This is a genomic window from Aeromonas sp. 62-46 (assembly GCF_001898585.1).
In the GTDB taxonomy this organism is placed as follows: domain Bacteria; phylum Pseudomonadota; class Gammaproteobacteria; order Enterobacterales; family Aeromonadaceae; genus Aeromonas; species Aeromonas caviae.
Window position 1 is genome coordinate 1 of the sequence record NZ_MKUI01000058.1, and the last position, 26,467, is coordinate 26,467.

The 26,467-nt window shown below is 60.0% G+C and carries 29 protein-coding genes and 1 riboswitch; of the genes, 9 read left to right on the plus strand and 20 right to left on the minus strand.

The window, feature by feature from the left end:
* Window positions 1-181, plus strand: a 181-nt coding sequence (locus tag BGO64_RS17815; RefSeq protein WP_286701113.1) for a hypothetical protein, incomplete at its 5' end; no start/stop codon positions are given.
* A gap of 85 nt (window positions 182-266) precedes the next feature.
* Here the strand turns inward: BGO64_RS17815 and BGO64_RS17820 are convergent.
* On the minus strand, window positions 267-722 hold the full coding sequence (locus BGO64_RS17820) for a type III secretion system chaperone family protein (RefSeq protein WP_286701114.1): 456 nt from the start codon (window positions 720-722) through the stop codon (window positions 267-269).
* Between the two features lie 155 nt (window positions 723-877).
* Between BGO64_RS17820 and BGO64_RS17825 the strand changes: the two genes are divergently transcribed.
* The gene (locus BGO64_RS17825) at window positions 878-2,215 is read left to right on the plus strand and encodes a flavohemoglobin expression-modulating QEGLA motif protein (protein ID WP_109113207.1); all 1,338 of its coding nucleotides are present in this window, start codon (window positions 878-880) and stop codon (window positions 2,213-2,215) included.
* Window positions 2,216-2,285: 70 nt separating this feature from the next.
* Here the strand turns inward: BGO64_RS17825 and BGO64_RS17830 are convergent, their stop codons facing one another.
* Window positions 2,286-2,867, minus strand: coding sequence for a thymidine kinase (locus tag BGO64_RS17830; RefSeq protein ID WP_010674989.1), 582 nt, complete (start codon window positions 2,865-2,867; stop codon window positions 2,286-2,288).
* Window positions 2,868-2,952: 85 nt separating this feature from the next.
* Complete coding sequence (locus tag BGO64_RS17835) at window positions 2,953-4,533, minus strand: Na+/H+ antiporter NhaC family protein (RefSeq protein ID WP_103858892.1); 1,581 nt, start codon at window positions 4,531-4,533, stop codon at window positions 2,953-2,955.
* An 87-nt stretch (window positions 4,534-4,620) separates the two neighbouring features.
* A riboswitch (Lysine riboswitch) is annotated at window positions 4,621-4,792 on the minus strand.
* A 317-nt stretch (window positions 4,793-5,109) separates the two neighbouring features.
* Between BGO64_RS17835 and BGO64_RS17840 the strand changes: the two genes are divergently transcribed.
* Window positions 5,110-5,508 carry an H-NS family histone-like protein gene (locus BGO64_RS17840; protein ID WP_041211546.1) on the plus strand — a complete coding sequence of 133 codons (399 nt, stop codon included), beginning with the start codon at window positions 5,110-5,112 and terminating at the stop codon, window positions 5,506-5,508.
* A gap of 79 nt (window positions 5,509-5,587) precedes the next feature.
* Here the strand turns inward: BGO64_RS17840 and BGO64_RS17845 are convergent, their stop codons facing one another.
* The 5 genes from BGO64_RS17845 to BGO64_RS17865 all read right to left on the minus strand — a co-directional run bounded on the left by BGO64_RS17845 (window position 5,588) and on the right by BGO64_RS17865 (window position 8,496).
* The gene (locus BGO64_RS17845; RefSeq protein WP_286701115.1) at window positions 5,588-6,151 is read right to left on the minus strand and encodes a cob(I)yrinic acid a,c-diamide adenosyltransferase; all 564 of its coding nucleotides are present in this window, start codon (window positions 6,149-6,151) and stop codon (window positions 5,588-5,590) included.
* Complete coding sequence (locus tag BGO64_RS17850) at window positions 6,148-6,378, minus strand: DUF3820 family protein (protein ID WP_221435757.1); 231 nt, start codon at window positions 6,376-6,378, stop codon at window positions 6,148-6,150. The genes BGO64_RS17845 and BGO64_RS17850 overlap by 4 nt, the downstream gene beginning before the upstream one ends.
* Before the next feature lies 1 nt (window position 6,379).
* Entirely contained in the window at window positions 6,380-7,051 is a 672-nt protein-coding gene (gene queE / locus BGO64_RS17855) for a 7-carboxy-7-deazaguanine synthase QueE (protein WP_010674994.1), read from the minus strand.
* 61 nt (window positions 7,052-7,112) lie between these two features.
* Window positions 7,113-7,820, minus strand: a complete 708-nt coding sequence (gene queC / locus BGO64_RS17860; RefSeq protein WP_045524469.1) for a 7-cyano-7-deazaguanine synthase QueC — start codon at window positions 7,818-7,820, stop codon at window positions 7,113-7,115.
* A gap of 22 nt (window positions 7,821-7,842) precedes the next feature.
* Window positions 7,843-8,496: a tRNA-uridine aminocarboxypropyltransferase gene (locus BGO64_RS17865; RefSeq protein ID WP_286701116.1), complete on the minus strand. Its 654-nt coding sequence runs from the start codon at window positions 8,494-8,496 to the stop codon at window positions 7,843-7,845.
* On the opposite strand from BGO64_RS17865, the gene rrtA reads away from it, so the two are divergent.
* Complete coding sequence (gene rrtA, locus BGO64_RS17870; RefSeq protein WP_223931729.1) at window positions 8,462-9,040, plus strand: rhombosortase; 579 nt, start codon at window positions 8,462-8,464, stop codon at window positions 9,038-9,040. The two genes, BGO64_RS17865 and rrtA, sit on opposite strands and share 35 nt — an antisense overlap.
* Before the next feature lie 86 nt (window positions 9,041-9,126).
* Here the strand turns inward: rrtA and pyrF are convergent, their stop codons facing one another.
* From pyrF to cmk, 6 genes are all read right to left on the minus strand, one after another.
* Window positions 9,127-9,825 (minus strand): orotidine-5'-phosphate decarboxylase, encoded by a 699-nt coding sequence (pyrF, locus tag BGO64_RS17875; protein WP_010674998.1) that lies wholly within the window; start codon window positions 9,823-9,825, stop codon window positions 9,127-9,129.
* A gap of 121 nt (window positions 9,826-9,946) precedes the next feature.
* Window positions 9,947-11,113 carry a lipopolysaccharide assembly protein LapB gene (gene lapB, locus BGO64_RS17880; protein ID WP_286701117.1) on the minus strand — a complete coding sequence of 389 codons (1,167 nt, stop codon included), beginning with the start codon at window positions 11,111-11,113 and terminating at the stop codon, window positions 9,947-9,949.
* Between the two features lie 9 nt (window positions 11,114-11,122).
* Window positions 11,123-11,407 carry a LapA family protein gene (locus BGO64_RS17885; protein ID WP_010675000.1) on the minus strand — a complete coding sequence of 95 codons (285 nt, stop codon included), beginning with the start codon at window positions 11,405-11,407 and terminating at the stop codon, window positions 11,123-11,125.
* 156 nt (window positions 11,408-11,563) lie between these two features.
* On the minus strand, window positions 11,564-11,848 hold the full coding sequence (gene ihfB / locus BGO64_RS17890; RefSeq protein ID WP_005299934.1) for an integration host factor subunit beta: 285 nt from the start codon (window positions 11,846-11,848) through the stop codon (window positions 11,564-11,566).
* A 92-nt stretch (window positions 11,849-11,940) separates the two neighbouring features.
* The gene (rpsA, locus tag BGO64_RS17895) at window positions 11,941-13,611 is read right to left on the minus strand and encodes a 30S ribosomal protein S1 (protein WP_010675001.1); all 1,671 of its coding nucleotides are present in this window, start codon (window positions 13,609-13,611) and stop codon (window positions 11,941-11,943) included.
* Between the two features lie 93 nt (window positions 13,612-13,704).
* Window positions 13,705-14,397, minus strand: a complete 693-nt coding sequence (cmk, locus tag BGO64_RS17900) for a (d)CMP kinase (protein WP_010675002.1) — start codon at window positions 14,395-14,397, stop codon at window positions 13,705-13,707.
* Window positions 14,398-14,660: 263 nt separating this feature from the next.
* Between cmk and ribA the strand changes: the two genes are divergently transcribed.
* Complete coding sequence (gene ribA, locus BGO64_RS17905) at window positions 14,661-15,254, plus strand: GTP cyclohydrolase II (RefSeq protein ID WP_286701118.1); 594 nt, start codon at window positions 14,661-14,663, stop codon at window positions 15,252-15,254.
* 66 nt (window positions 15,255-15,320) lie between these two features.
* Here ribA and BGO64_RS17910 read toward each other — a convergent pair whose 3' ends face one another.
* Complete coding sequence (locus BGO64_RS17910) at window positions 15,321-16,223, minus strand: LysR family transcriptional regulator (RefSeq protein WP_286701119.1); 903 nt, start codon at window positions 16,221-16,223, stop codon at window positions 15,321-15,323.
* A gap of 93 nt (window positions 16,224-16,316) precedes the next feature.
* Between BGO64_RS17910 and BGO64_RS17915 the strand changes: the two genes are divergently transcribed.
* Window positions 16,317-17,570: an MFS transporter gene (locus BGO64_RS17915; protein WP_286701120.1), complete on the plus strand. Its 1,254-nt coding sequence runs from the start codon at window positions 16,317-16,319 to the stop codon at window positions 17,568-17,570.
* Here the strand turns inward: BGO64_RS17915 and BGO64_RS17920 are convergent.
* The 5 genes from BGO64_RS17920 to BGO64_RS17940 form a co-directional block, all read right to left on the minus strand.
* Entirely contained in the window at window positions 17,555-18,109 is a 555-nt protein-coding gene (locus BGO64_RS17920; protein WP_286701121.1) for a VOC family protein, read from the minus strand. The two genes, BGO64_RS17915 and BGO64_RS17920, sit on opposite strands and share 16 nt — an antisense overlap.
* Entirely contained in the window at window positions 18,103-18,867 is a 765-nt protein-coding gene (locus BGO64_RS17925; RefSeq protein WP_010675007.1) for a hypothetical protein, read from the minus strand. Before BGO64_RS17925 ends, BGO64_RS17920 begins: the two co-directional genes overlap by 7 nt.
* 153 nt (window positions 18,868-19,020) lie before the next feature.
* On the minus strand, window positions 19,021-19,746 hold the full coding sequence (gene nfsA, locus BGO64_RS17930; RefSeq protein ID WP_041215036.1) for an oxygen-insensitive NADPH nitroreductase: 726 nt from the start codon (window positions 19,744-19,746) through the stop codon (window positions 19,021-19,023).
* 67 nt (window positions 19,747-19,813) lie between these two features.
* The gene (locus BGO64_RS17935; RefSeq protein ID WP_045524460.1) at window positions 19,814-21,376 is read right to left on the minus strand and encodes an AbgT family transporter; all 1,563 of its coding nucleotides are present in this window, start codon (window positions 21,374-21,376) and stop codon (window positions 19,814-19,816) included.
* A 154-nt stretch (window positions 21,377-21,530) separates the two neighbouring features.
* The gene (locus BGO64_RS17940) at window positions 21,531-23,471 is read right to left on the minus strand and encodes a putative bifunctional diguanylate cyclase/phosphodiesterase (RefSeq protein WP_039038812.1); all 1,941 of its coding nucleotides are present in this window, start codon (window positions 23,469-23,471) and stop codon (window positions 21,531-21,533) included.
* Between the two features lie 322 nt (window positions 23,472-23,793).
* Between BGO64_RS17940 and BGO64_RS17945 the strand changes: the two genes are divergently transcribed.
* The 3 genes from BGO64_RS17945 (at window position 23,794) to BGO64_RS17955 (ending at window position 26,438) form a co-directional block, all read left to right on the plus strand.
* A complete protein-coding gene (locus BGO64_RS17945; RefSeq protein ID WP_234918149.1) occupies window positions 23,794-24,342 on the plus strand; it encodes a DUF2982 domain-containing protein in 549 nt (182 codons plus the stop codon).
* 82 nt (window positions 24,343-24,424) lie between these two features.
* Window positions 24,425-25,369: a LysR family transcriptional regulator gene (locus tag BGO64_RS17950; protein ID WP_039038698.1), complete on the plus strand. Its 945-nt coding sequence runs from the start codon at window positions 24,425-24,427 to the stop codon at window positions 25,367-25,369.
* A gap of 46 nt (window positions 25,370-25,415) precedes the next feature.
* Window positions 25,416-26,438, plus strand: coding sequence for a response regulator (locus tag BGO64_RS17955; protein ID WP_213319225.1), 1,023 nt, complete (start codon window positions 25,416-25,418; stop codon window positions 26,436-26,438).
* Window positions 26,439-26,467 lie beyond the last annotated feature (29 nt).

The window sequence follows — 26,467 nt, forward strand, 5'->3', positions numbered from 1 at the left end:
GCCACTCGGACACCTCACCAAATTTTTACTGCTTGAAGTGGCTTTTGGAGCGCGCTGCGCGTGCATCTTGCCGACTTCGTCGGTGGGCAGCCTCTCGGATACCGCACCAAATTTTGTCTGTGGTTTAACGTGTTCAGCCAACACGATGTTCGCTGCGCCGTTGCGCTGGAACGGGGCGTAATTTAGGGGAAAGCCCCGCCGCCGTCAACGGCTTTTTAGCCGCAGCGAACCGTTCGCACATTAAACGCACAGTTCAGGTGCTGAAGTCAGTGAACGGATTCCGGTGAGACCTGGGTTTCCGGCAGATTGAGGAAGCCAAGGCGTTCACATTCGGAAACCACTTCATGGGTGGCTGCCGTGGTGCTTTCAACGAACAGCAGGAACTGCTCGACGGTGAGACCCGCCTTGGTAAAGACGGTGTGACCCACGACGAGGCGTGGCAGGTTGTCATCGATGATGTCGAGGAACACCTTGAGGGACGGATATTGCATGTTGAGACGACCCAGTTCGGCCACCAGGGGCAGCAGCGATGAGGGGCGCACCTCCAGCTCGGATGAGAACAGCAGCCCTTCCTCTTCCACGAAGATCCGGCTCTCCTGGATGCCCTCGACGGACTGCAGGGAGACCATGTGGATGCCATGACACTGATCGCACACATAGTGCTCGATCCGGGCCTGTTGCAACCAACGCATTATCATTTCAGAGCTGGGGATATTCATCATTTTCACGACACGGTAGAGATCAAGGGGCGCAGTCTAAACCAATTTTCAGACAACCAAAAGCACACAGGCCGGATCCCCGTCGTCTCGCTTCTTTTTGACAGGCCCTGTGCCTATACTCAGCCATTCTCGTAGCGCACTCGCCTCCAAAGAGCCCGATGACCATCCAAGAAAAGTATCGCCTGCACCTCAAATCCCTCTCGGATGAACTGCTCGCCCTGCAAAAACCCATCCGCATCCTGGATGCCATCAAATGGCCCCGTCACCTGCAAAGCGACTTTCTGGCAAGTGGCGGCAAGGCACTGCCCGCCATCGACAGGCACTTCTATGAATCCCTCCCTCTGGAGTTCGATCCCCGCAACAAGTACCTTGAGCTCAAGGAGCTGAGGGACAGGATCCGCCGACGCCTCGGCCCCCAGGACGATCTCGGCCGGATCCTGCAAGAGACGGTGGATCAGTACATGGTGGTCATCGAGATGCTGCGCCAGCGCGGACAGCCGGACTTTCAGCGCTACAGTCAGCGGCTCTACGGCTCGGCAAGCGATCACCTGCGCGGGGATCGCAAGACCCTGAAGGAGCTGGGGGCCAGATTGTGCGACATCTTCTCCCTGCCCGGCGCCCGCCACCTGGTGCGCCCCTACCCCAAGGAGTTCGAGGGGGAAGCCGCGGTGGCGAGGTTGCAAGGCAAGCTATCGAGCTACTTCAGCGACGGCACAGTCCAGGTCAAGCTCAGCGATGGCATCGTCTCCGATGCCGCCGCCGGGGGGGATTACATCAAGCTCAACTCCCACGCCCGTTTCTCGGAACTCGATCTGCAGGTGCTGGAGGTACACGAAGGCTGGGTTCACGTCGGCACCACCCTCAACGGCCGCCAGCAATCTTACGCCACCTGGCTCGGCGCCGGCTCGCCCCGCATCACCGCCTGTCAGGAGGGATTGGCAGTACTCATCGAGACCCTCACGTTCAGCTCCTTCCCGGACAGGGCCAAGCGCATCTCGGATCGGGTCATGGCCATCGACATGGCGGAGCGTGGCGCCGATTTCATTGAGGTGTTCCGCCACTTCGTGGCCAAGGGCGCCAGCGAGCACGACGCCTACAAGATCACCCAGCGGGTGTTTCGCGGAGGCATGGTCGAGGGGGGCGCCTGCTTTACCAAGGATCTCTCCTATGTGAAGGGCTATGTGGAGACAGTGAACTTCATTCGCAGCGCCGTGCTGGAGGGAGTGCCGGAGATCCTGCCCATGCTGTTCGTCGGCAAGGTGACCCTGGACGACATCCCCGTGCTCTATCAGCACTATCTGGAGGGGCTCATCGACGCCCCCCGCTACCTCCCTCCCATGTTTCGCGACCTCACCGGGCTCTACGTCTGGTTCGGCTTCGCCTCCGGCATGTCACTGGTGGACATAGGTCGGGTACAGCAGCATTTTCGCCAGCTCTTCCACCGCCTGCCGGCGGCAGACCCCATCATCGCCCCTGTCGACATCGAGATCGACTGACCCCCACAGACAAAGAGGGCGCCAGATAGGCGCCCTCTTTGGTGTCAAGGCTGCACGAGCCAGCCACGGGTTACTTGAAGGCCCGTCCTTCCAGATAATGCTTGCGGCAGAGCGACACATAGCGATCGTTGCCGCCGATCTCCACCTGCTCACCGTCGCGCATCACCTGCCCCGCCTCGTTGACCCGCGAGTTCATGTGGGCCTTGTTGCCGCACCAGCAGATGCTTTTTAACTCCTCGAACTTGTCCGCCAGACAGAGCAGGTGGTAGGAGCCGGGAAACAGTTCGCCGCGAAAATCGGTCTTGAGACCATAGGCGATCACCGGAATGTCCTGCTCGTCGACGATGCGGGCGAGCTGGTAGACCTGCTCACGGGTCAGGAACTGCGCCTCGTCAACGATGAAGACATCGATGTGCCGCTTTGCGTGGCGCGCCTTGACCATCTCGAAGAGATCGCAGCTATCGCTGAACACCTCCACTTTCAGCTCAAGACCGACCCTGGCACTGATGACGCCGGCACCGAAGCGATCGTCGATGGCGGGCGTCATGGCCAGCGGATACATGCCACGCTCCAGATAGTTGAAGTGGGCCTGGATGAGCTGGGTCGATTTGCCTGAGTTCATGGTGGCAAATTTGTAGTGCAGTGAAGCCATGATGGGGTTCCGAAACGGGAGTGATGGGGCGCATGCTAACCAAAGCCCCTGCCAAAACCAAGGGGCCCGCAGGCCCCTTGTTCTCTTATGCGACTGCCACGGCGCTATACGCTCGGGCTTTGCGCAAATGGTAACCGGAGAAGATCAGGAACCAGAGCCCGCTCACGGTGAAACCGGCCAGCGCGGAGTGCATCAGCCCCATCACCAGGTAGCCGAGCGCAGCGCCAAAGGCGATGGCCAAGGCATAGGGCAGCTGGGTCATCACGTGATCGATGTGATGGCAACCGGCCCCGGTGGCAGACAGGATGCTGGTGCTGGAGATGGGGGAGCTGTGATCCCCGAACACGGACCCTGCCAGTACGGCGGCCAGCATGGGCAGCATCAGACTGATGTCGCTGGCGGCCGCCATGTCGCCGGCGAGCGGCAGCATGATGCCGAAGGTACCCCAGCTGGTGCCGGTGGCAAACGCCATGGCGCAGGAGAGCACGAAGACCACGGCGGGCAGCACTTCCACCGGCAGATTGCCATTGGCCAGGGAGGCCAGGTATTTACCGGTTTCCACATCGCGCACCACGGCGCCGATGGTCCAGGCGAACAGCAAGATGTTGATGGCGGGCAGCATGGCCATGATCCCCTGCGGAGCCGCCTTCATCCAGTTGCTTGCCCCGAGCTTGAGGCGCATGGCCAGACCGATGGAGACCACCAGGCTGCACAGGGCACCATAGACCAGGGAGGAGCCGACATTGGTGTTTTCGAAGGAGCCGAGCACGCTGAACGGCAGCCCCTTGTCGGCCAGCACCGCAGCCCCGGAGTCAATCATGAAATAGACGGTGGCCAGGGTCAGGGTCAGGATGGGCAGCACCATGTCAATCATGCCGCCATTGCTCTCCTCCGGGCTCTCCATGTCGAGCCCGATGGGGCGCCCCTTGGACTCGTCCCACAGTTTGCCCTCCAGTGCCCACAGCTCATGCTGACGCATGGGGCCGATGTCGAGCTGGAAGGCGATCACTACCAGCACCATGATCAGGGTGAACACCGCATAGAGGTTCATGGGGATCATTTCGACGAAGGCGGAGATGGGGCTCTGGTCGGTCAGACCATGAGCCGCCATGATGCCGCCGACGAGGGCGATGATGTAGGCCCCCCAGGAGGAAATCGGCATCAGCACGCAGACCGGCGCGGCGGTGGAGTCCAGCAGATAGGCCAGCTTGGCGCGGGAGATCTGGAAGCGATCGGTCACCGGACGGCAGATGGCCCCCACCGACAGACTGTGGAAGAAGTCGTCGATGAAGAAGGCGAACACCATCAGACCGGTCAGGGACTTGGCACCCTTGCGGGTCTTGGCGCGGCGCTCCGCCCACTCGGCAAACGCCCGGGTCGCACCGGAGACACTCATCAGGCTGATGAGGCCGCCCAGCAGCAACATGAAGAGGATCATGTTGACGTTGTCACGATTGAGCGCACCGTCGACCCAGAAGATCCTGAGCACGGTATCGAGCATGTAATGCAGGGACGCAAGGGGAGAAAACTGGTTGAGCAGCAGGCTGCCTGCGACTATGCCCACCCCCAGCGACACCAGGACGCGGCGAGTGATGATCGCCAGCGCAACGGCCAGCAGGGGGGGAACGACGGACCAACCGGAGTCGGCGTAATGAACGATGTCCATGATCTCTTTGCACCTAAAGACAACAGGTGGAGATCTACCGAGAGGATCAAAGAAACAAAACCCATGGGGAGGGTATACTCCTCAGCCCCTTCAGGTAGCGCTCCATAGTGGATGACTATGGCAGTCCTGCACCTATTAGATGCAGAACCAGCAACCCGGTATGATGGCCTGGTCACTTCGGCGCCGACTCCTTTCATCGAGCATCGCAGGCATCACCCTCCGCTCGGTTACTCATAGGCAGCGCGCCTCTACTTAAAGGTATTCGCGGCACATTTTATCGAGCCGCCGGGTGATAGCAAGTTTTTTGATTAAATTTCAAGGTTTCTGAGGCACCCACATCTTCAAAGATAGTCAAATGGTTCATCAAAGACTCCGCTGGCGATATTTTCATCTGACATGAACCCATTCGAAGATGTTGGCCCGTCAAACGGATAAAAATATCCTTCATATCTATTTCAAGACTTAATTTATCAGCCTAATTAATTATTTGGGCAGGCTTGACTTGGTGCCAAACACCCCTATAAATTATCGAAAAACCAGTTCTTCCCTTAATATTTTGCTCGCGTGGTAGCCAATATGAACGAATTTCTGAAAGTGCTGTTGAATATCCGTAGCCTGCGTGCAGTTTGCCGCGATTTGACGCTGGAACAACTGGAAGAAGGCTTGGAAAAGCTCTCCGCCATCGTCGATGAACGTCGGCAAGATGAATCCGCCGAACGCCAGGCCCGTGAAGAGCATCAAAAGAAAATTGCCGAATATGCCGAAATGCTGAAGGCCGCTGGGATCGATCCTGCCGAATTGGTCAACACCGTGGTTCCCGAGAATACCAAGGTCAGCAAACGTGCGCCCCGCCCCGCCAAATATCGTTATCTGGACAATGGCGTGGAAAAAACCTGGACCGGTCAGGGCCGCATGCCCTCGGTCATTGCCAAGGCCGTTGCCGAGGGCAAATCCGTGGAAGCCTTTGCTATCTGAGAGCAATATCAGGCCCCTTTCCACAGCAATAAAAAAACCTCGCAAGGCGAGGTTTTTTTATTGCCGCTTCGAGCGGTTGTCAGCCTCTGTCAGCCGCCTTGACCCAGAGGATCTCCGGGGTGCCTGACGATACCAGCAAGTATCGGGCGATGGTGAAAAACCAGTCGCTCAGCCGGTTGAGATAGGGCAAAATAGCCGGATTCACCCGCTCTACGCGGCTCAACCCAAGCAGCAGGCGCTCGCAGCGACGGGTCAGAGTACGCACCACATGTGCCTGGGCCGCCGCCCGCGAACCGCTCGGCAAAATAAAATTGCGCAGCACCGGCAACCCGGCACTGTAGGCATCTATCTGTTGCTCGAGCCTGTTCGTCCAAGCCTCGTTCACCTGCCACAGCGCATCCGTTTGCGATTCACTGGAAAATGCCAGCTCCCCGCCCAGATCAAACAGCTCCTGCTGCAACAATATGAGATCGGCCAGGAGTGTCGTCTCCCCGGCGGGTATTTCAGCCATCAACAAGCCTATTTGGGAATTCAGCTCGTCGATGGCACCATAGGTCTCGACACGTTTATCGTCTTTGGCCAGGGAAGTGCCATCGGCCAGTCGCGTGAGCCCTTTGTCCCCTTGCCTTGTATATATTCTCATTCTGACATCCTGTTAATAATGGGAATAATCATGGACTCGAGTCCATTGAGCTTTATCTCGTAGGCCAGTGCCAGAGACTGGCCCAGGGTACCGGCCGGAAAACCGCTTCGCGCCATCCATACCAGATAGGGCTCGGGAATATCGATGATGCGCCGCCCCTTGTATTTTCCGTAAGGCATCTTGCTGGCCAGCGTCAGCAAGATGCGCTCATCGCGGAGTCCATCCATATCAATCGATATTCAGGTATTTATGGGTCTGGATGGAGAGTCGCCAGTTACGGGCGATGCAGGTCGCCATGGCCAGCTCCGTGGCCCTGGCTTTCTGGCTGATGGGTTGCAGGGCAATCATCACATCGGGGCGCAGCCGGGCGGTGGCCAGCAGGGCATCCAGCTCCTCGATATGGTGCTCGGTGGCCACCGGGTGCTTGATCTCGTTGGCCCGCTCGAGGGCAGAGACCAGCACCGGCAACCCACCCTTCATGCCGATCTTGGGGGAAACAGTCACCCAGGTCTGCTCATGGGTCAGCACCTCGCTGGTCCCGCTGGTTTCGATCTGCACCTGATAACCCGATGCCACCAGGGCCGAAGAGAGCTCGCGCAAGTCGTAGAGGCAGGGCTCACCACCGGTCAACACCACGTGACGGGCCCGGTAACCGAGCCGGGTAAAGCTGGCCAGGATATCTTCCGTGCTCATCTTGCTCCAGCCGTCGGACTCATTGGAACGATCGAGCACCTCGCCAGGGGCCACCTCACGCTCGGGGTCCACCACCCAGGTGTGGCGGGTATCGCACCAGGGGCAGCCCACCGGGCAGCCCTGAAGGCGAACGAAGATGGCGGGCAGGCCGGTAAATACCCCCTCCCCCTGGATGGTCTGGAAGATCTCGTTGATTGGGTAGTGCATCTTGGTCACGACTTGCTGCAAAAGGGGCGGATTATACCCCAAACCCGGGCTAGGCACAGGCTCAGGATCCGCTTTTCTCGCCCAGTCCGCTCTTCTCGTAAAGTCTGGCACGGATGCCGGTCTTGTCAGCCAGATAGTGATCCAGGCCACGGCGACGCAGCTCGCAGGCCGGACAGGCCCCGCAACCATCTCCCTGGACACCGTTGTAGCAAGTGAGCGTCTGGTGACGCACGGTATCGAGGTGACCGTAATGATCCGCCAGCGCCCAGGTTTCGGCCTTGTCGAGCCACATCAGGGGGGTTTCGAAGCGGATGGGGCGATCCAGCCCCAGGGAGACCGCCTGATTGAGCGCCTTGACGAAGTCGTCGCGGCAATCGGGATAGCCGGAAAAGTCGGTCTCGCACACCCCGGTGATCACCGCTTCGGCGCCCACCTGATAGGCATAGATGGCCGCCAGGGTCAGGAACAGGATGTTGCGTCCCGGCACGAAGGTGTTGGGCAGGCCGTTCTCCTGAAGCTCGAAGCTCACCGGTATGTCGTCCCGGGTCAACGCAGAGATGGCCAGCTCCCCGAGCATGGTCACATCCATTACCTTGTGGGCGGCGATCCCGAGCGCCGTCGCCAGATGGCGGGCGGTGTCAATCTCCGCCCGATGGCGCTGGCCGTAATCGAAGGTGATGGCATGCACTTCGTCATAGCGGGCCTGTGCCTGCACCAGACAGGTGGTGCTGTCCTGCCCGCCACTGAAGACCACGACGGCTTTTTTCATGTTTTTCACTCCTCTGGGCAACTCAACGGCGGCGGCCTTGTGCAAAGTCATGCCACTGCCGGTTCAAATGGGTAAACAGGGTCATCAGCGGGGCGAAGCGCTCAGGCTCTCCTTCCCACCGGGACAACAGATGGTAGCCCGCTTCCAGGGTGGACAGTGCCTCCTCAAAGGGCTTCTTGCGAATGGAATATTGTCCGGCAATGGCGCCGAGGGAGATCCGCGGCAACCCGAGCAGTGCAGGCGAGCTGTGCAACATGCGATAGGCTTTGCGCCAGGTGCCATCGAGGAGGATGAAGTGGGCTCGCACGGTGCGTCCACGCCTCAGGAGATGCTCCCTTGCCTGTATCAGGGTCAGGGCCTCCTCATCGGGCCACAGCACGTAGCACTGGACAGCGGGGTCAGCAAGCAGGGCATTGAGCCCTTCATCGTCGGAAAAGTCCTCCCCCACATGAATGCGCACATCGATCAGGGACGCCGCCAGCAACGCAGCCGTCCCCTTGGGGTGACCTACTTCGGCAGGGTGTTGCAGGATATGGAGCGCAGCCAGGTTCGGCACCCGCTGAATATAATCGCACAGGCACGCTTTGAGGGCCCGGGTACAGCGTGTACAGTATCGGCTCTCTTTGTCGTTGGGCTGCTTCATGTTGTCAGGAAAATCGGGTCTGCTCTGGGTCATCGCGCTTTCGCTCGTCACTGCCTTGCTCTTTTTCACCGTGCCAAATCATCAGCTCGCCTTCGATCGCGACCTGATCGCCCAGGGCGAAGGGTGGCGCATCATAACAGGCAATCTGGCACACACCAATGGATGGCATCTGCTGCTCAACCTGAGCGGTCTGGCCGTGCTCTACAGCCTGTTTCAGGAGTACCTGACGGGATGGCGCCTGCCCGTACTGTTGCTGCTGCTGGGAACGGCGGTCGGACTCGGCATCTGGTGGGGCTGCCCGCAAACCCAATGGTACATGGGACTCTCCGGCCTGCTGCACGGCTTGTTCGTATGGGGTGCCATGCAGGACATCCGCTTTCGCCGTCACTCCGGCTGGCTGATGCTGGCGGGCGTCGCCATCAAGCTCGGTGTGGACTTTTACAGTGCCGGCGAGAGCCCTGTCTCCGCCTTGATCGGTGCCAGGGTACACATCGAGTCACACTTCATCGGTGCACTCGCCGGCCTGCTGCTCGGTTTCTTCCCCATTCGTCTGGACGCCCAGGCCGTCCACTCCTGAGCTCCCCATAGGCAAGGCAAGCCCACGGCCAAAATGCAGCAGGCCGGATCTGGGATCCGGCCTGCGCTCATTCGCCCATTACGCCGTTACCGGCAAAGCTCGGCATTGATCGCCCCAAGCACGGCGGCGGGATCCGAGGACTGGGTGATAGGACGGCCGATCACCAGATAATCCGCCCCCGCCTCCACCGCTGCCAGCGGCGTCATGACGCGGCGCTGATCACCGGCAGCCGATCCGCTCGGACGAATGCCCGGCGTCACCAGCTTGAATTCGGCTCCCAGCAGCCCCTTCAGCACACTCGCCTCTTCCGCGGAGCAGACCACACCATCCAGCCCGGCCGCCTTGGCAAGGGTGGCCAGGCGGATCACCTGTTCTGCCGGCGTCACATCCAGACCCAGGGGCGCCATGTCGGACTGCTCCATGCTGGTCAGCACGGTTACCCCGATGAGCAGGGGCGCCTTGTCCCCGTATGGCAGCAACGCCTCTCTGGCGGCACGCATCATGCGTTCGCCACCGCTGGCATGGACATTCACCATCCAGACGCCCAGCTCCGCACTGGCCGCCACCGCCTTGGCGACGGTGTTGGGAATGTCGTGAAATTTCAGATCCAGGAAGACGTCGAACCCCTTGGCCACCAGTTGACGAACGAACTGGGGACCAAACAGGGTAAACATCTCCTTGCCTACTTTGAGGCGGCACTGGGCCGGTGAGATCTGCTCAATGAAGGCAAAGGCGTCGGCTTCGTGCTGATAATCCAGCGCGACCAGTACTTTGGGGTCTTGCATGTCACTTCCTATGGATTGTTATGCCACAGCCAGGCGCAGCAGAGCCGGGGCCCGGTTGCACGCTGGCATCTGAAATTCTTGGGTATCCGTGCTCGCCCGGGCGTGTTGGCCTCGCTGGCGTTTACTCCCCATCCAGCCCTCGGATCGGCTTGATGGTGCCCCACTGCCGGCAGGAAGGGCATTGCCAGAACAGCGAATGGGTGGCAAAGCCGCACTGACGGCACTTGTGGGTCGACTTGATCTTGATCTGCTCGCCGACCAGCTGTTGCAGCAGCTCCAGGCTCTCCTTGGCAGGCCCCTCCTCGGCACTGGCCAACTGGAAACCGACCAGCTGATAGAAGCCCTTCATGGAGGGGTGGCGACGCAGTTGGCGCAGCACCAGCGCACGGGCCTGGCTCAACCCATCGCGGGCCTCCACCAGATTGGCCAGCGCCAGGGTCACGCTGACCCCCGCATGAGCCTCTACCGCTTTTTCAAGCAGCGGGATCAGCTCCTGGCTGCGACCAAGCTGGCGATAGCATTCGAGCAGTTTTGGCATGGCTTCGGAGGCAAAGTCGATATCCTGCTCGAACACCCGCAGGAGCTCCTTGGCCGCATCCTCGAACCTGCCCTCCTCCATCGCCAGATCGGCCAGCCGCAAGCTGGCGCGGGCACAGGCCGGGTGCGCACCGAGCGCACGCTTGAGCTTGGCGATGCCCGCAGGCTTGTCGCCATCGCGCAAGGCACTCTCCGCCTGTTCGCAATAGAAGTGGGAAATGGGCTCGGCCAGCTTCTTGCCCTGGAATTTCTGCAGACGCACCGCCACGGCGATGGCATTGTCCCAGTCACGCAACTGCTGATGAATGATCAGGAGCTGTGCCAGAGCCGTCTCTTCGAAATCGCTGTCATCACACAGCTCTTTCCAGAGTGCTTCGGCCCGATCGAGCAATCCGGCAGCCAGAAAGTCACGGGCCAGCTCCTGCAAGGCAAGTTGACGCTGCTCACGGGTCAGCTGACGGGCGACCAGATTCTGGTGGATCTTGATGGCGCGATCGACCTCGCCCCGTTGACGGAACAGGTTGCCGAGGGAGAGGTGGGTTTCGATGGTTTCGCTGTCGACTTCCAGCAGCTGGATAAAGAGATCCACCGCCTTGTCCGACTCGTCAGAGAGCAAATAGTTGAGGCCCGCCACGTACTGGCGGGAAAACTGGTTACTCTGTTGCTGGGTGTCCTGGCGAACACTCCTGCGGCCCATGTACCAGCCATAACCGGCGGCGATGGGCAACAGCAGGAAAAGCAGTTCAAGCATCGAGGGACATTATTCCTTGGTTGTCGACCGGGCAAGCTCCAACTCGCGAGATTGACGACGCATGGTTCGGTTCAGGGTGCGATTTTGCAGTTTGAGACGCAGGAACAGCAGGCCAAACACCAGCCAGCCCAGCAGAAAGCCGCCGGCGAAGAAGAACCCCAACAACATGGAGAGCGAGAACTCCCCCTGGGCGATCAAGTAGTTGAACTGCACCAGCTGACCATTTTGAGAACCGATGGCAAGGGTCAGGACAAACACCAGCACCAGTGGAATGAGGGCCAAGATACGCTTCATGGGAGCTCCCTGTCTGTAGCGAATGAGTGACTGATTATCCTTAAAATCACAGGCAGACTCTAGCGCGAATGGGAAAAGAGTGTGAGAAACCCGACAACGGGCAGACTCCAGGCCATAAAAATGAAAAAGGCATACTCAGGTATGCCGTTTTCTGCATTATTCGATGATGTTGACGCGTTCGCGCAACTCTTTGCCAGGTTTGAAGTGCGGGACATATTTCCCGGTCAGTTCAACCTTGTCCCCGGTCTTGGGGTTGCGACCCACGCGGGGCGCACGATAGTGCAGCGAGAAACTGCCAAATCCTCGGATTTCAATCCGGTCGCCGTTTTGCAAGGTCGATGCCATCTGCTCAAGGATCTCCTTGATAGCGGCTTCGACATCCTTGGCCGGCATATGCATGCGGCTGGCTGCCAGTTGTTCGATGAGATCTGATTTGGTCATAAGGTTAAATCTCCTTCCCCGATCACATGCAATAATCATTTTGCCAAGATAAAAAAGGGCGGCGCAATGCCGCCCTTTTCTTGCATCAAGGATTACTCACCCTTGGCGGCTTTGAACGCTTCCATCATGGCATTGCTGAACACAACTTCTTCTTGTTGGTTCAGGCTGTCGATGGCAACACGCTCATCAGCCTCGTCCTTGGCACGGACAGACAGGCTTACGGTGCGGTTCTTGCGATCAACGCCCATGAATTTGGCTTCAACTTCGTCACCAACAGACAGCACCAGAGTGGCGTCTTCTACGCGGTCACGAGCAGCGTCGGAGGCACGCAGGTAGCCTTCTACGCCGTCAGCCAGTTCGATCACGGCACCCTTGGCATCAACCTCGGTAACCTTGCCCTTCACAATAGCACCTTTCTTGTTGTCAGACAGGTACTTATTGAACGGGTCTTCTTCGATCTGCTTGACGCCCAGGGAGATGCGCTCACGCTCCGGGTCCACTTGCAGAACAACGGCTTCGATCTCGTCGCCCTTCTTGAATTCACGCACGGCTTCTTCGCCCTGGTTGTTCCAGGAGATGTCAGACAGGTGAACCAGGCCGTCGATGCCGCCATCCAGACCGATGAAGATACCGAAGTCAGTGATGGACTTGATCTTGCCGGAAACACGGTCGCCCTTGGCGTGAGTTTCGGCAAACAGCTGCCACGGGTTGGATTTGCACTGCTTCAGACCCAGGGAGATACGACGACGCTCTTCGTCGATGTCCAGAACCATCACGTCAACCACGTCGCCAACGTTGACAACCTTGGACGGGTGGATGTTCTTGTTGGTCCAATCCATCTCGGATACGTGTACCAGGCCTTCAACGCCTTCTTCGATTTCAACGAAGCAGCCGTAGTCGGTCAGGTTGGTCACGCGGCCAGACAGACGGGTGGTCTCCGGGTAACGCTTGGCGATAGCAACCCAGGGATCTTCGCCCAGCTGCTTCAGGCCCAGGGATACACGGGTACGCTCGCGGTCGAACTTCAGAACCTTGACAGCGATCTCGTCGCCAACGTTGACGATTTCGGAAGGATGCTTAACGCGCTTCCACGCCATGTCGGTGATGTGCAGCAGGCCGTCAACACCGCCCAGATCTACGAATGCACCGTAGTCGGTCAGGTTCTTGACGATACCCTTAACTTCTTGACCTTCTTGCAGGTTGGCCAGCAGGCTTTCACGCTCGGAGGTGTTCTCGGTCTCGATCACGGCACGACGGGAAACCACAACGTTGTTGCGCTTCTGGTCCAGCTTGATGACTTTGAACTCGAGTTCTTTGTTTTCCAGGTGAGCGGTGTCACGGATCGGACGCACGTCAACCAGAGAACCCGGCAGGAAGGCACGGATGCCGTTCAGCTCAACGGTGAAACCACCCTTGACCTTGCCGTTGATGATACCGATAACGGTAGCTTGCTCTTCGTAAGCTTTTTCAAGCTGCAGCCAGGCTTCGTGGCGCTTGGCTTTTTCGCGGGACAGCTTGGTTTCGCCGAAACCATCTTCGATAGAGTCCAGAGCCACGTCAACGGAGTCACCTACGTTGATTTCCAGCTCGCCCATGGCGTTCTTGAATTCTTCAGCCGGGATAGCAGACTCGGATTTCAGACCGGCATCAACCAGTACGAAACCGTTCTCGATAGCAACGACAGTGCCCTTGACGATGGAACCTTGACGGGTTTCAACGGCGTTCAGGGACTCTTCAAAGAGTTGAGCAAAAGATTCGATCATTGTTTATGTCACAAATGAAACATCCACTTGCAATCCGGCACAAGCGGGGTTGTTTTAAATTATCTGCGCCATCCTTGGTGCAGACGACTGACATCAGTTTGCGCTGACATCACCAAGTTGTTGCTCTGCATAGGCAAGCACCGTTGCCAGCACTTCATCTATGGTCATGGACGTTGAGTCTACAACAAGAGCATCTTCCGCGGGTTTCAGAGGAGCGACGGCGCGATTTCTGTCGCGATCGTCACGTTCCCGAATCTCGGTTAAAAGACGCTCAAAGTTAACATCAAAGCCCTTATCTTGCAACTGCTTATAGCGGCGCTGGGCCCGCTCCTCGGCGCTGGCGTCGAGGAAAATCTTCACATCCGCCTCGGGGAAAACCACGGTGCCCATGTCGCGACCGTCGGCGATGAGACCGGGGGCTTGGCGAAATGCTCGCTGACGGCGCAGCAGGGCTTCACGTACCCGGGGAAACGCCGCGATTTTGCTGGCCGCATTGCCCACTTCTTCAGTACGAATGGTGCGGGAAACATCCTCCCCTTCGAGGATCACCTTGACCAGCGCCCCTTCTACCTGGAATTGCACATCCAGATTGGCGGCCAGGGGAACCAATGCGGCTTCGGAATCGAGCTCCACATCGTGATGCAGAGCTGCCAGGGAGAGCACCCGGTAGATGGCACCGGAATCGAGCAGGTGCCAGCCCAGTTTTTCAGCCAGCAACTGGCACAAGGTGCCTTTTCCTGCTCCACTTGGGCCATCAATAGTCATCACGGGGGCCATCTGAGCCATAACGTTTCTCCTGCGCACTCGGCATCTTGACTGGTTGCACACATCCCTGTCGGGATGGGTTAATGGGCGCCGATTATACCCGAATGCGCCGTCGCTGGCAGTTGTCAGGGCACACAATTGCGCAAAAGTCGTCGTGATTGCACCTATTCTGACCAATCGGGTTAACCCACTTCTCACGCAAGGTTTTGTTCTTATGGTTGTTCCGAACAATGCGCGCTAAACTGGCCGCCCTTTTTTAAGCAGCTGTAGTCAGGAGCAACCATATGAGCAGCGTTACCCTCGTGGCCAAATCCAAGTTGCCGACCCCCTGGGGCACTTTCACGCTGGTTGGTTTTCAGGAAATCGGCACGGGCAAGGATCATGCCGCGCTGGTGATGGGCGATATCGCAGACGGCGAACCCGTGCTGGGACGCATTCATTCCGAGTGTCTGACCGGGGATGCCCTGTTCAGTCTGCGTTGTGACTGCGGCTTCCAATTGCAGGCCGCGCTGGAAAACATCGCCAAGGCGGGCCGCGGCGTCCTGCTGTATGTCCGTCAGGAAGGGCGAGGCATCGGCTTGCTCAACAAGATCCGGGCCTATCATCTGCAGGATCAGGGGGCCGATACCGTGGAGGCCAACGTGGCGCTTGGCTTTGCCGCCGACATGCGCGACTACACCATCTGTGCCGACATGCTCAAGGCGCTCGAGGTCAAGTCCCTGCGCCTGATGACCAACAACCCGCGCAAGTTGAAGGCGATGGAATCCTTTGGCATCCCGGTGGCGGAGCGCGTGCCCCTTCAGGAAGGTCGCAATCCCCACAACGAGTTTTATCTCTCCACCAAGGCAAACAAGCTGGATCACCTGTTCAAGAAATAAGGTTGCATCCACCTTGTCAGCATACGCCTCCAGATTGGAGGCGTTTTTATTGGTGATACCACTCAATCATTCAGTATTTGTAGCGCAATGGTGAGAAATATCCCTTTGTGACAGCAAAAAATCCCGCAATGCCCGGTTCGCCATGGAGAGCGGATCCCCCCGTCGCCAGGCTACGCAGAGATCCAGGAAGATGGGGGGTGAAAAAGGGATGCCGGTGAGGGCCGGCTCCTCTTCCAGCGCCATGCGCAGGAAGGTGGTCACGGCGAATCCCTGACGCACCACCGCCTTGAGCAGCGGGATGAGATTGCTTTCGAACGCGATGTCAGGCTCTACCCCCAGCCCCTGCGCCAACACCTCCATGTGTTCCCTGTGGTAGAAGCCTCGCCGGAACATGGCGAGCTCCTGGCCGAAGAACTGTGGCAACGAGACCGACTCAGCGCCGCGCAGGGGGTGCTCCTCCCCCACCACCATCAGCATCTCTTCCCGCAGCAGTTGCGCCCCCTCGAGGGCCGGTGGCAGATCGCTGGTGATGAGAATGGCGAGATCCAGACTGCCATCCACCATGCGGCTGAGCAGCTCCCGGGTGCCCGCCTCCTCCACCCGGATCTTCAAGCCGGGGTAGCGATGCTTGAACGCCATCAGGATTGGCGGGAAGTAATAGGAGCCCATCATGTAGGGGATGCCGATGCGCACCTCCCCCCGCTCCAGCCCCTTGAGCTCGGCCATCTCGGCCTCGGCCTGGTGCATCTGGCGCAGCAGCCGTTCGGCGTGGCGACAGAGGACCTCTCCCTCCGGGGTGAGGCGCACGCTGCGGTCCTGCCGGTCAAACAGCCGCAGATCGAGCTGCTGCTCCAGCTTGGCGATGGCCATGCTGACGGCAGGCTGGGCCACGTTCAGCCCCTGGGCCGCCCTGGTGAAGGAACCGGCATCGCGCACCGCCAGCAGGTATCCGAGCTGTTTCAGATCCATATCAATTTCATTTATCAGGGTGATAACTTAAATATATTATATTTATACGTTTCGTCGCACTACCCTGCACAAAAGTCGTCGGGACAACTCCATATGATCGAAGTAGGCAGTCGCGAATGGATACGCGCCACCCTGGCCCTCAGCCTGGGCTCCTTCCTGGTATTCCTCAATCTCTACCAGACCCATCCCCTGCTGCCGCTCCTGGCAGAGGTTTTCTCGGTCAGCGCCCTGTCCGCCAGCTGGACGCTGGCAGGCTGTACCGCAGGGCTGGCAGGCTCCCTGCTCGTCTGTGCCCGTCTGGCTGATCGGTTCGGACGGCGGCGGATCATGCTGTGGACCCTGGCGGCTGCCATCCTGCTCTCCCTGTGCATCCCCTGGGTCACCCACTTTGATGTGCTGGTGAGCCTGCGCATCCTGCAAGGCGTCCTGCTGGCAGGGCTGCCCGCCACCGCCATTGCCTACATGGGGGAAGAGTTCAGCAAACGTGCCCTGATCGTAGCCGTCGGCGTCTATATCGCGGCCAACTCCCTGGGAGGCATTGCGGGCCGGGTGGTCGGCGGTCTGCTGGCTGGCTGGTTTGGTGACTGGCAGCACACCTTCCTCGGCATCGGGATCATCAGCATCGCCCTGCTGCCACTGGTTATCTGGCTGCTGCCCGCCCAGCGCTGCTTCGTGGCCGTGGAGGCAGCGCCTGGACAACTGCGCCGCGCCATCCAGAGCCACCTTGGCAATCCCCTGCTGGTGGGGGCCTATCTCATCGGCGGCCTCAACTTCATGGTCTTCCTGAATCAGTACAGCTATCTCACCTTCCTGCTGGCCAAGGCCCCCTTCTCCCTGCCGACCCAATGGCTCGGCATGCTGTTTCTGACCTACCTCACCGGTACCGTCGCCTCTTCACTGAGCGGCCGCGGGGCCCATCGCTGGGGAGCACAACGCCTGCTGCTGGCGGGAATAACCTTGATGGCACTCGGCAGCCTGGCCCTGTTGCAGGGGAGCCTTGTCGCCATCATCGGGGGATTGCTTGTCTCGAGCTTTGGTTTCTTCCTGGCCCACGCCTGTGCCAGCGCCTGGGTCGGCCAGCACGTGGAGCACAACCGGGCGATCGCCTCGTCGCTCTATCTGGTGGGGTATTACTTGGGGGCCAGTCTGGGCGGGCTTTATCTGCATCCCTTCTGGGAGCAAGGGGGGCTATGGGGTCTGGTGCTCGGCATCGAGCTGGTGTTGATGATCACCGCCGGGTTGAGCCTCTGGCTCGGTCACTTGAAAGGACGTGTGGCGCCCGCTTGTGCGTTGACGCCACAGGATCAGGCTCCCGTCAACGGGCCCACACCTCACAGACCGTCATAATAGTCCGCCGGTACCGGCACCACGGCGCCGGTGCAGAGCTCTTCGTCGATCACCTCCTCAAGCGGGCGCAGATGAAACTTGATCTGCCCAGAGGGCAGCATCAATCCTATATCCGGATTGCGTCCGTCATCCATGTTGCCGGTCTTGAAGGGGACATCGGGATGCGTCGTCACCAAGGCCGTGAGCGAGGGCACCACCAGCTCGATATGTTCGAGCCCGGCCTGATGGATTCGACCCGCCTTGGGGGCGGCCAGTTCGATGCAGGGGACGGTCACCTGCTCCCAGCAGACGGGCTGGTGCAAGCGATAGGTGGCGATGGGACGACCGCCTATCATCCCCTCCACCAGCAAGACTCCGTGGGCGGCCAGCACCGCTTTCAACTCCAGATATTCCGGGAGGGTGGCGGCGCGGTAGCAGAGGTGATCCACCACGGGGGAGTCCTTGACTCCCATGACGGCATGCATTTCCGTGAGCAGTTGGCAAACAAATGGGGCCATCGGCCCCAGTGTGGAATCCAGTGGATGTGACATGATCACCATTTCTTCTTGGGTTGGAACAGGACGTCCAGTTCGTCCGTCTCTTTGTCCTTGATGTTTTGCAGCTCCTTCTCGCTGTGCTGCTGCAGGTGTTCTTCCAGCTGGCGCATCCCCTGACGCATGTCCTCTTCCCGCGCCAGCAGGTAGGGATCCTTGTCGGTGACATTGGCCAGCGCCCCCAGTCCCTTGGTGTAGAGCTGGCGGCAGGTGCCGTACTGCCCCTGGATCTGGGCATCCATGGCCCGCTTGAGCAGGTTGGCGATGTTGATCTTGAGCTGCATCAGCTCGAGGCGGCGATCCTCCTGGGCAAAGCCCTGAGGATCTATCTTGCCCTTGTTGTGCTCGACCCGCAGCACGGCCCGCATCTTCTTGGCCAGTTGCAGCATCTGGATGGCCTGGCGGTCGGACTCCGGAGTCTTGAAATGTCCCTCGTCCTGGCTGCTGTAGTTCTCCTGCACGTTCTTGATCTGAAGCTGGACATCGGCGATGCGCTGCTTGACCTGCGCATTGGGCATCACCAGCGCGATGGCGCGGTAGGCATCCAGGATCCGGTGTTGCAACAGCAGCACCATGTTTTTGGAAAAGGGCACCAGGTTGACGTTCAGCAACACCTCTTCGGTCTCGTCTGCCACCGCCTTGTGACGGGCAATGGCCTGGCGCTTGTCCGATTCGGCCTTCTGCTTGTATTGCTGCACCACGTTATAGGCGATGACCAGAAACAGGAGTGCGCCGATTGACAGCAATATCAGGGTTAAAATCATAGGGTGTTCACACTCCAGTCCCAATCCAATTGCGAGATCCTACAACAGCTTAGCCTCATAGGGTAGCGCCCAGATCCCGTATTGCCTCACAAGAACGCTCGCAGGCGGTGACCGCATCCGGTGCGTCTTGCTCCATATCGCCCGCCGCCCCCATTACTTGAGGCAAAAACCCTTCGACTGCAGGAATCCCAGCATGAAGGGCCTCGCCTCCTTGCCCAGGATCCCCCTGATCTGCCCGCTCCAGGTCTGATCCTTGTTGTTGCTGCTGCGGGCCTGGTAGTAGTCGTGGATCTGCCCGTCGTACCTGGCCAGCAGGGCGCGGTCCAGGGTGGCAGGATAGCGGTTCTCGTGCACCACCAGCGCCCGGGGCAGCCGCGGTTTTTGCTCCGGCCGCTGGGCGGGATGACCCAGGCAAAGGCCAAACAGCGGGATCACCTGATGGGGCAGACCCAGCACCTCGCTCACCTCGGCCGGATTGTTGCGAATGCCGCCGATATAGACCCCGCCCAGCCCAAGTGACTGGGCCGCCAGCAAGGCATTTTGCGCCATCAGGGCGCCGTCGATGGCCCCGATCATGAGCTGCTCCACAAAGCCGGTGCGGGCCTCCGGCACTATCTGGCTATGACGATGGTAGTCGGCGCAAAACACCAGAAACTCCGCCGCTTCGACCACATAGGCCTGATGACCGGCCAGCTCCGCCAGGGTGGCCCGCAGCCCCTTGTCGGTGACCCGGATGATGCTGTTGGCCTGGAGGAAGCTGGAGCTCGCGGCGCTCTGGGCGGCGCTCAGGATCTGATCCAGCTGCTCTGCGCTGACGGGCTCTGAGGTGAACTGGCGAATGGAGCGATGGGAAAGAATGAGATCGATGGTCGGGTTCATGGTACCTCCGGGATGAAGGTCACACTCTACCCAAAAAAAGCGGGGGGCCCAAGGCCCCCCGTCACCCTCAAGGGGCAGGATAGACATAGGGGGCCTGCAACCCAAGCGGGAACCCCAGCGCCCAGTAGATCACCAGGAAGCCCGTCCAGCTCACCAGGAAGGCCAGGGAGTAAGGCAGCATCATGGAGACCAGGGTGCCGATGCCTGTGCTCTTCACATACTGCTGGCAATAGACCACCACCAGGGGGAAGAAGACCATCAGCGGGGTGATGATGTTGGAGGCGGAATCCCCCACCCGATACGCGGCCTGAGTCAGCTCGGGCGAGATCCCCACCGCCATCAGCATGGGCACCAGGATGGGGCTGATGAGGGCCCACTTGGCGGAGGCCGAGCCCACCACCAGGTTGACGGTGGCCGTCAGCAGTATGATGCCGACGATGGTCACCTCTCCCGGCAACGCCAGGGCGTGAAGCACCTCGGCACCGGAGAGCGCCAGCAGGGTACCGAGGTTGGAATCCCCGAACGCCTTGATGAAGAGGGCGCAGAAGAAGGCCATCACCATGTAGGAGCCCATCTTGTTCATGGTGGCCGACATGGCGTCGATCACATCCTTGCCGCTCTTGAAGCTGCCGGCGACAAAGCCATAGACGATCCCGGGCAGGATGAAGAGCAGGAAAATGAGGGGCACGATGGACTTCATCACCGGCGCGGCGAAGGTGGTGAGGGAACCGTCCGGTGCCCGCATCGGCGAGTCGCCGGGGGCCAGCGCCAGCCCCAGCAGCACCACAGCCGCCAGCATGGCGAACCCGGCCCAGTTGAAGGCTCGGCTTTCCTGAGCGCTGTAACGACCCATCTCGTCGGCGCTCTCCAGATCCTCGTTGAGAGGCACCTGCTTGAGGCGCGGCTCGACAATCTTCTCGGTGACAAACCAGCCCACGCAGATGATCAGCAAGGAAGAAGCGCCGGTGAAGATGATATTGCACAGGGTGTTGACCATGTAGTCAGGGTCGAACAACTGGGCTGCAGACTGGGTGAACCCCTGAAGCAGCGCATCCCCGCCGGAAGGCAGGAAGTTGGCGGCAAACCCGCCGGAAACCCCGGCAAAGGCTGCGGCAATCCCCGCCAGCGGGTGGCGACCCGCCGCATGGAAGATGATGCCGCCAATGGGGATCACCAGCACATAGCCCGCATCGGCGGCGGTATGGCTGACGATGGCCACCAGGATCAGCATGGGGGTCAGAAAGCGCGCCGGCGTCACCTTGAGCAGCTTCTTGAGCCCGGTGTTGATGAAACCGGACTGTTCAGCCACCCCGACCCCCAGCATGGCCACCAGCACGATGCCAAGGGGAGCAAACCCGGTGAACGTGGTGACCATGCTGGCGAGAAAGTCCGCCAGCCCTGCCCCGGTCAACAGGTTGTTGATGACCACGGCCTCTCCGGTGCGGGGATTGACCAGATCGAAGGAGAACTGGGAGCCTATCCAAGAGCCGACCCAGACGATCAGCAAGGCATAGAGGAAGAGCATGGCGGGATCCGGCAGCTTGTTGCCCGCCTTCTCCACCCCGTTCAGAAAGCGGTTCAACCAGCCGTTGGGAGGGGCCGGACGCTCGTTCACTGCAGCTTGACTCATTATGGTGATACTCCATTACCAAGGAATGAGCGCGCATACTAGCGATAACGTCTAATGGATCCCATGATATGAGACAAAAATTCGATTAATTATGTTTAATTTGGCATCTCGCACTTCATAAATGGGAGATGCCGCACATTTATCGACAACTTGCTCAATGGTTTGCGAGGGGGTAGCGACCCAGCCGGCACTGTACAGCGAACCCCGCCGCCGCCACCTCTTCCGGGGTCATGGGACGGCTGAACAGGAACCCCTGGAAGACATGGCAACCCTGGGTCTGCAGGGCCGCGAGCTCGTGCTCCTCCTCCACCCCTTCCGCCAGGATCCCGAGCCCCAGACTGGTGGCCATGGCCACCGTCGCCCGGATCACCGGCAGGTTGAGTCCCACCACGAAGGAGCGGTCCAGCTTGATGGTGTCGATGGGCAACCGGTTGAGGTAGGCCAGGGAGGAGTAGCCCGTCCCGAAGTCGTCGATGGCGATCTTGATCCCCTGCTCGCTCAGGGCGTCGAGGATCTCGATGCACCCCTTCATGTCGAGCATCAGCACCGTCTCGGTCAGCTCCAGGGTCAGCAGTGCCGCCTCCACCGAGAATGCCTCGAGCAGTTGGGCCACCAGCTCCGGCAAACTGGCAGAGAGCTGGAAGCCCGAGAGATTGACCGACACCGGCACCCTCACCCCGTCCTGTCGCTGCCACTCCCCCATCTGGGCCAATGCGGTGGAAAGCACCCAGCTTCCAATTTCCCGGATGAGCCCCATCTCTTCGGCCAGCGGAATGAACTCCGCCGGCGACACATGGCCGAGCACGGGATTGTACCAGCGTACCAGGGCCTCGAAACCGATGACCCGACCTTGCGCCACATCCACTTGGGGCTGATAGCGCAGGCTGAGCTCCCCCCGACCGACGGCCTTGGCCAGAAACTGCTTCAGGGTCAGCTTGCGATGCAGGCTCTGCTGCATGCTGGGGGTGAAGCGCTGCCAGCGAAGCCGCCCCATCTGCTTGGCCTGGTACATGGCCATGTCGGCACGGGTGATGAGGTTGTCGCCGTCATCCGCGTCGTCCGGGTAGATGGCGATGCCGATGCTGCCGCCGATGGTGACCTCGGGGACACCACTCAGCTGCAGTGGCTTGCTCATCTGGGAGAGCATGAGATCCGCCACCTCCTGGGCCCGATCGCTCGCCTGGTTGAGGGGCACCAGGGCGGTGAACTCGTCCCCGCCAAGGCGCGCCAGCTCCACGTCCCGCGGGCAGATCTGCTTTAGCCGTCCGGCGACCCGCTCCAGCAGGCGATCCCCTGCCTTGTGGCCGTAGTTGTCATTGACCAGCTTGAAGTTGTCCAGATCCATGAACACCAGGGCAAAGCGCCCCCCGAGGCCGCAATAGGCTTCCAGGGATTTCATCAGGCCGTAGCGGTTGAGCAGCCCGGTGAGGGAGTCGTGCCAGGCCAGGTGGCGATGCTCCAGCTCTTCGAGCTTGCGATCCGTGATGTCCCGCATGGTCAGCAGGATCCGCGCCCCCTGCTGGATATGGCGAAACTGGTACTGGAACCAGCGCATCCCCTTCTGGGTGCGACACTCCCCTTCGGCCACCACTTCGTCCAGACGGGAGAGGCGACGATAGAAGGCCTCGTCCGCACCGGAGAAGATCTGGGGCAGCGTCAGAATGCCGGTGCCAAAGCACATGTCGAAGTGATGGTTGCCGCTCTCGAGGCGCCCCTCGTTGTCAAAGAGACAGGCCAGGGTGTCGCCGGTGGCGAGGGAGGACTCCTGATAGAGGGTGTCGGCATCGATGACCGCTTCCGCCATCATCATCTGCCGTCCGGCAAGCTGGATCCCGGAAAGACGCAGATAGACCTGCTTCTTGACCCCCTTGGGCGAGAGGGTCCACCACTCGTTGTAACTGCGCTCCTGCTGGAAATCGCCGAGATAACGCTGCAGCAGCAGATCGATGGCGGCGGCCATGTCGGCGGAGAAATCCCGGGACTTCAGCTCGGCCAGAGAGCTCGCCTCCCAGAGCCCGAGGGCAGCATCGTTGGCCCAGTAAATATGATGACGCTGGATGTCATAGACCCAGACCGGCGTGTGGAGGACATCCATCACGGTGAGCAGGCGTTCGTCTAGCGTATTCATGTTGAGTGATGATTCATGCTGAAAGCTCATGGTCGAACCAGTCGCTTGCGCCCCCTGACAGGAGTATTCACGCTGGTACAAAATCCGTTCCGGCCCATAATCGGATAACAAACGGATGAAAAAAGGCCGAAATCATATGAAAACGCTACATGTGATCCCCATGGTACGAAGAAATGGACTCACACTGGTATTGTTGGGCATGGTGATAACCATTGCTATGATTTTTATACTTTTTTTTCTTCGTGAACAACTACTAATCCCCGCCATTTCCCTCCTCCTGGCGGGCCTGATGACAATTCTTGTCGGGGTTTGGAAACTGGGTGAGCCTCATTTTAGTCTCTCTTTGTGTCAGGACTGCCTGCAATACCATCACAAGTACGGCGGCTGGATCCTGAAATGGAGAAATATTCAGCGAATTGACCAACCACGTATCCATTTGGGGTGGGATCTGGTGGAACTGCCCTACATCGGTTTGAAAATAAAGGATTACGACGCTTTTTTGACGCTGATCACACCCCGGCTCGCCGTCCGTCTGCTGACCGAGCAGCGCGCCGTGCTGATGCAGGCCATGCGAAGCGAGCGCCCCGACTGCCCGACCGGAGGGTGCGGCAGTGGGCTCCTGGGAGAGGGACTGCTGGAGGAGAGCCGCTTCTGCTCACCCTCCGGCCAGCGCTATGAGGGGGTGATCGCCATGCTCGGCAACCGCATGGCACGGCTGCGAGATCTGCTGGGGTACGATCTGCTGGTGCCCGACAACAGCCTGGACAGATCCCCGGAAGATTTCGTCCATCTGCTCCAGCAATACCAGCGCGAGTCGAATCTAATCCAGATCAATTAAACGCCGGATTGCGCTTGCCAAGCCCGGTGACTCTTCATAAGGTCACTGGCTTGTTACAGTCAGAACACCCCCTAAAACCGCTATGAAGTACATCGAAGAGTTCTATCTGTTCGTCAAGGTGGTGCAAGAGGGCGGTTTCTCCCACGCCGCCGCTGCGCTGGGCATGCCGACCGGCACCATCAGTCGACGTATCTCCCAACTGGAAGAGCAGCTCGGATGCAGCCTGCTGCACAGATCCACCCGCAAGCTGCGTCTCACCGACGAAGGGTTGCGCTATTACGAGCGCCTCTGTACCCCCCTGGCGGAAATAGAGCAGGCCACCGGCGAAATCCGGGGTGAGGAGACGGACATCAGCGGCCTCATCCGCCTCGCGGCCCCCATCGCCCTGTCCAACACCATCCTGGTCGACATGCTGGCGGACTTCGGCCTGCGCTATCCCGGGGTACAGTTCGACATCCGCCAGTCCAACGATCATGCCCTCCAGGCGGATCAGGACAGGGACCTGGTCTTTTTCAACGGCGAGCTTCCCCAGACCCTGCCCAACGCCCTCTGTCTGGGCCACATCCAGTACGGTCTGTTCGCCTCCCCCCTCTATCTGGAGAAGATGGGTGTGCCCTCCCACCCGACCCAGCTGGAAGAGCACGATCTCATCTACTGCTGGCCCCACCAGCACTGGCAACTGAGCGGGCGGGACGAACAGACGGTCTGCATCAAGCGCACACCCCGCCTTTGCATCGACCAGACCCAGGCCGCCGTACGGGCAGCCCAGCGCCACCTCGGCATCGTCAACGCCCCGCAGCACTATGTGCACCCCTTCCTGCAAGATGGTCAGCTCGTCCCCGTCCTGCCGGACTGGCAGTCGGGAAAACGTCCCTTCTACATGCTCCATTGCCAGCCCCGGTTCACCCCGTTGCGTGTTAAGATGTTCGCCGATTTCGTCGAGAAACATTCCGAGCGCTATCGCACCCGTCAGCAGAACGATCAATTTTCACCGGCGCAGCCGCTGCCCGTTGCATCTGACGGCTGATGACCCACACTTAGCGCAATCCTCGTTGCACAGGTCGGCTAACACTATGAATGTATTGATATGTGATGACTCCGGGTTCGCGCGCAAACAGCTGGTGCGCGCCCTGCCCGCCGATTGGGGTGTCACCTTGCACCAGGCCGCGGACGGACTGGAAGGGGTCGAGCAGATCCTGATGGGGCACGGGGACCTGATCTTTCTCGATCTCACCATGCCGGAGATGGACGGATATGGCGTGCTCGAGACCCTCAAGCGAGAGGGGGTGCGCAGCAAAGTGATCGTGGTCTCCGGCGACATCCAGCCGGAAGCCCATGAGCGTGTCATGGCCCTTGGCGCCCTCGATTTCATCAAGAAGCCGGCCTCCCCGGACACCCTCCTTGCCCTGCTCAAGCGCCACGGTCTGTGGCAATCGACCACCCAGGTGACGGCCATCCAGCCCCAGCCCGTCGCCAGCCACCAGGCTGCCCAGAGCAGCATCCAGTTCACCCCCGAGCTGCGGGATGTCTATCAGGAGCTGGCCAACGTCGCCATGGGCCAGGGGGCGGATCTGCTGGCCCGCCTGCTCGGCGCCTTCGTGCTGCTCCCCATCCCCAACGTCAACGTGCTGGAGGTCTCCGAGCTGCACATGGCGCTTTCGGCCGCCGCCGAGTCGGAGACGCTCTCTGCGGTCTGTCAGGGCTTCATCGGGGCCGGGATCGCCGGGGAGGCCCTGCTGCTGTTCCACGATGCCAGCTTCCAGGACCTGGCCCGCCTGATGAACCATCAGGGGGAGCTGGATCACGGCGCCGAGCTGGAACTGCTGATGGACACCGCCAACGTGCTGATCGGTGCCTTCCTGCGCGGCTACGCCAACCAGCTCGACACCCCTTTTAGCCAGGGTCACCCCGTGGTGCTGGGCCAGCACAGGCCTATTCAGGATCTCATTCGGACCAACCAGAGCCGCTGGCGCCGCACTCTGGCCATCGAGATCAACTATCGGGTGCAGGGCTATGCGGTGCAGTGCGATCTCTTGCTGCTGTTTACCGAAGATTCCATCGCCACCATGAACAACAAGATCATGCACATGCTGTGACCGCACCGCGGCAGCAACCACCAGGAGTG

Excerpts from the sequence above, each read along its gene's own strand:
- BGO64_RS17820 (WP_286701114.1), bottom strand. The coding sequence starts at position 722 with ATGATGAATATCCCCAGCTCTGAAATGATAATGCGTTGGTTGCAACAG.
- BGO64_RS17825 (WP_109113207.1), top strand. The coding sequence starts at position 878 with ATGACCATCCAAGAAAAGTATCGCCTGCACCTCAAATCCCTCTCGGAT.
- BGO64_RS17830 (WP_010674989.1), bottom strand. The coding sequence starts at position 2,867 with ATGGCTTCACTGCACTACAAATTTGCCACCATGAACTCAGGCAAATCG.
- BGO64_RS17835 (WP_103858892.1), bottom strand. The coding sequence starts at position 4,533 with ATGGACATCGTTCATTACGCCGACTCCGGTTGGTCCGTCGTTCCCCCC.
- BGO64_RS17840 (WP_041211546.1), top strand. The coding sequence starts at position 5,110 with ATGAACGAATTTCTGAAAGTGCTGTTGAATATCCGTAGCCTGCGTGCA.
- BGO64_RS17845 (WP_286701115.1), bottom strand. The coding sequence starts at position 6,151 with ATGAGAATATATACAAGGCAAGGGGACAAAGGGCTCACGCGACTGGCC.
- BGO64_RS17850 (WP_221435757.1), bottom strand. The coding sequence starts at position 6,378 with ATGGATGGACTCCGCGATGAGCGCATCTTGCTGACGCTGGCCAGCAAG.
- queE (WP_010674994.1), bottom strand. The coding sequence starts at position 7,051 with ATGCACTACCCAATCAACGAGATCTTCCAGACCATCCAGGGGGAGGGG.
- queC (WP_045524469.1), bottom strand. The coding sequence starts at position 7,820 with ATGAAAAAAGCCGTCGTGGTCTTCAGTGGCGGGCAGGACAGCACCACC.
- rrtA (WP_223931729.1), top strand. The coding sequence starts at position 8,462 with ATGTTGTCAGGAAAATCGGGTCTGCTCTGGGTCATCGCGCTTTCGCTC.
- BGO64_RS17865 (WP_286701116.1), bottom strand. The coding sequence starts at position 8,496 with ATGACCCAGAGCAGACCCGATTTTCCTGACAACATGAAGCAGCCCAAC.
- pyrF (WP_010674998.1), bottom strand. The coding sequence starts at position 9,825 with ATGCAAGACCCCAAAGTACTGGTCGCGCTGGATTATCAGCACGAAGCC.
- lapB (WP_286701117.1), bottom strand. The coding sequence starts at position 11,113 with ATGCTTGAACTGCTTTTCCTGCTGTTGCCCATCGCCGCCGGTTATGGC.
- BGO64_RS17885 (WP_010675000.1), bottom strand. The coding sequence starts at position 11,407 with ATGAAGCGTATCTTGGCCCTCATTCCACTGGTGCTGGTGTTTGTCCTG.
- ihfB (WP_005299934.1), bottom strand. The coding sequence starts at position 11,848 with ATGACCAAATCAGATCTCATCGAACAACTGGCAGCCAGCCGCATGCAT.
- rpsA (WP_010675001.1), bottom strand. The coding sequence starts at position 13,611 with ATGATCGAATCTTTTGCTCAACTCTTTGAAGAGTCCCTGAACGCCGTT.
- cmk (WP_010675002.1), bottom strand. The coding sequence starts at position 14,397 with ATGGCTCAGATGGCCCCCGTGATGACTATTGATGGCCCAAGTGGAGCA.
- ribA (WP_286701118.1), top strand. The coding sequence starts at position 14,661 with ATGAGCAGCGTTACCCTCGTGGCCAAATCCAAGTTGCCGACCCCCTGG.
- BGO64_RS17910 (WP_286701119.1), bottom strand. The coding sequence starts at position 16,223 with ATGGATCTGAAACAGCTCGGATACCTGCTGGCGGTGCGCGATGCCGGT.
- BGO64_RS17915 (WP_286701120.1), top strand. The coding sequence starts at position 16,317 with ATGATCGAAGTAGGCAGTCGCGAATGGATACGCGCCACCCTGGCCCTC.
- BGO64_RS17920 (WP_286701121.1), bottom strand. The coding sequence starts at position 18,109 with ATGGTGATCATGTCACATCCACTGGATTCCACACTGGGGCCGATGGCC.
- BGO64_RS17925 (WP_010675007.1), bottom strand. The coding sequence starts at position 18,867 with ATGATTTTAACCCTGATATTGCTGTCAATCGGCGCACTCCTGTTTCTG.
- nfsA (WP_041215036.1), bottom strand. The coding sequence starts at position 19,746 with ATGAACCCGACCATCGATCTCATTCTTTCCCATCGCTCCATTCGCCAG.
- BGO64_RS17935 (WP_045524460.1), bottom strand. The coding sequence starts at position 21,376 with ATGAGTCAAGCTGCAGTGAACGAGCGTCCGGCCCCTCCCAACGGCTGG.
- BGO64_RS17940 (WP_039038812.1), bottom strand. The coding sequence starts at position 23,471 with ATGGATGTCCTCCACACGCCGGTCTGGGTCTATGACATCCAGCGTCAT.
- BGO64_RS17945 (WP_234918149.1), top strand. The coding sequence starts at position 23,794 with ATGACAATTCTTGTCGGGGTTTGGAAACTGGGTGAGCCTCATTTTAGT.
- BGO64_RS17950 (WP_039038698.1), top strand. The coding sequence starts at position 24,425 with ATGAAGTACATCGAAGAGTTCTATCTGTTCGTCAAGGTGGTGCAAGAG.
- BGO64_RS17955 (WP_213319225.1), top strand. The coding sequence starts at position 25,416 with ATGAATGTATTGATATGTGATGACTCCGGGTTCGCGCGCAAACAGCTG.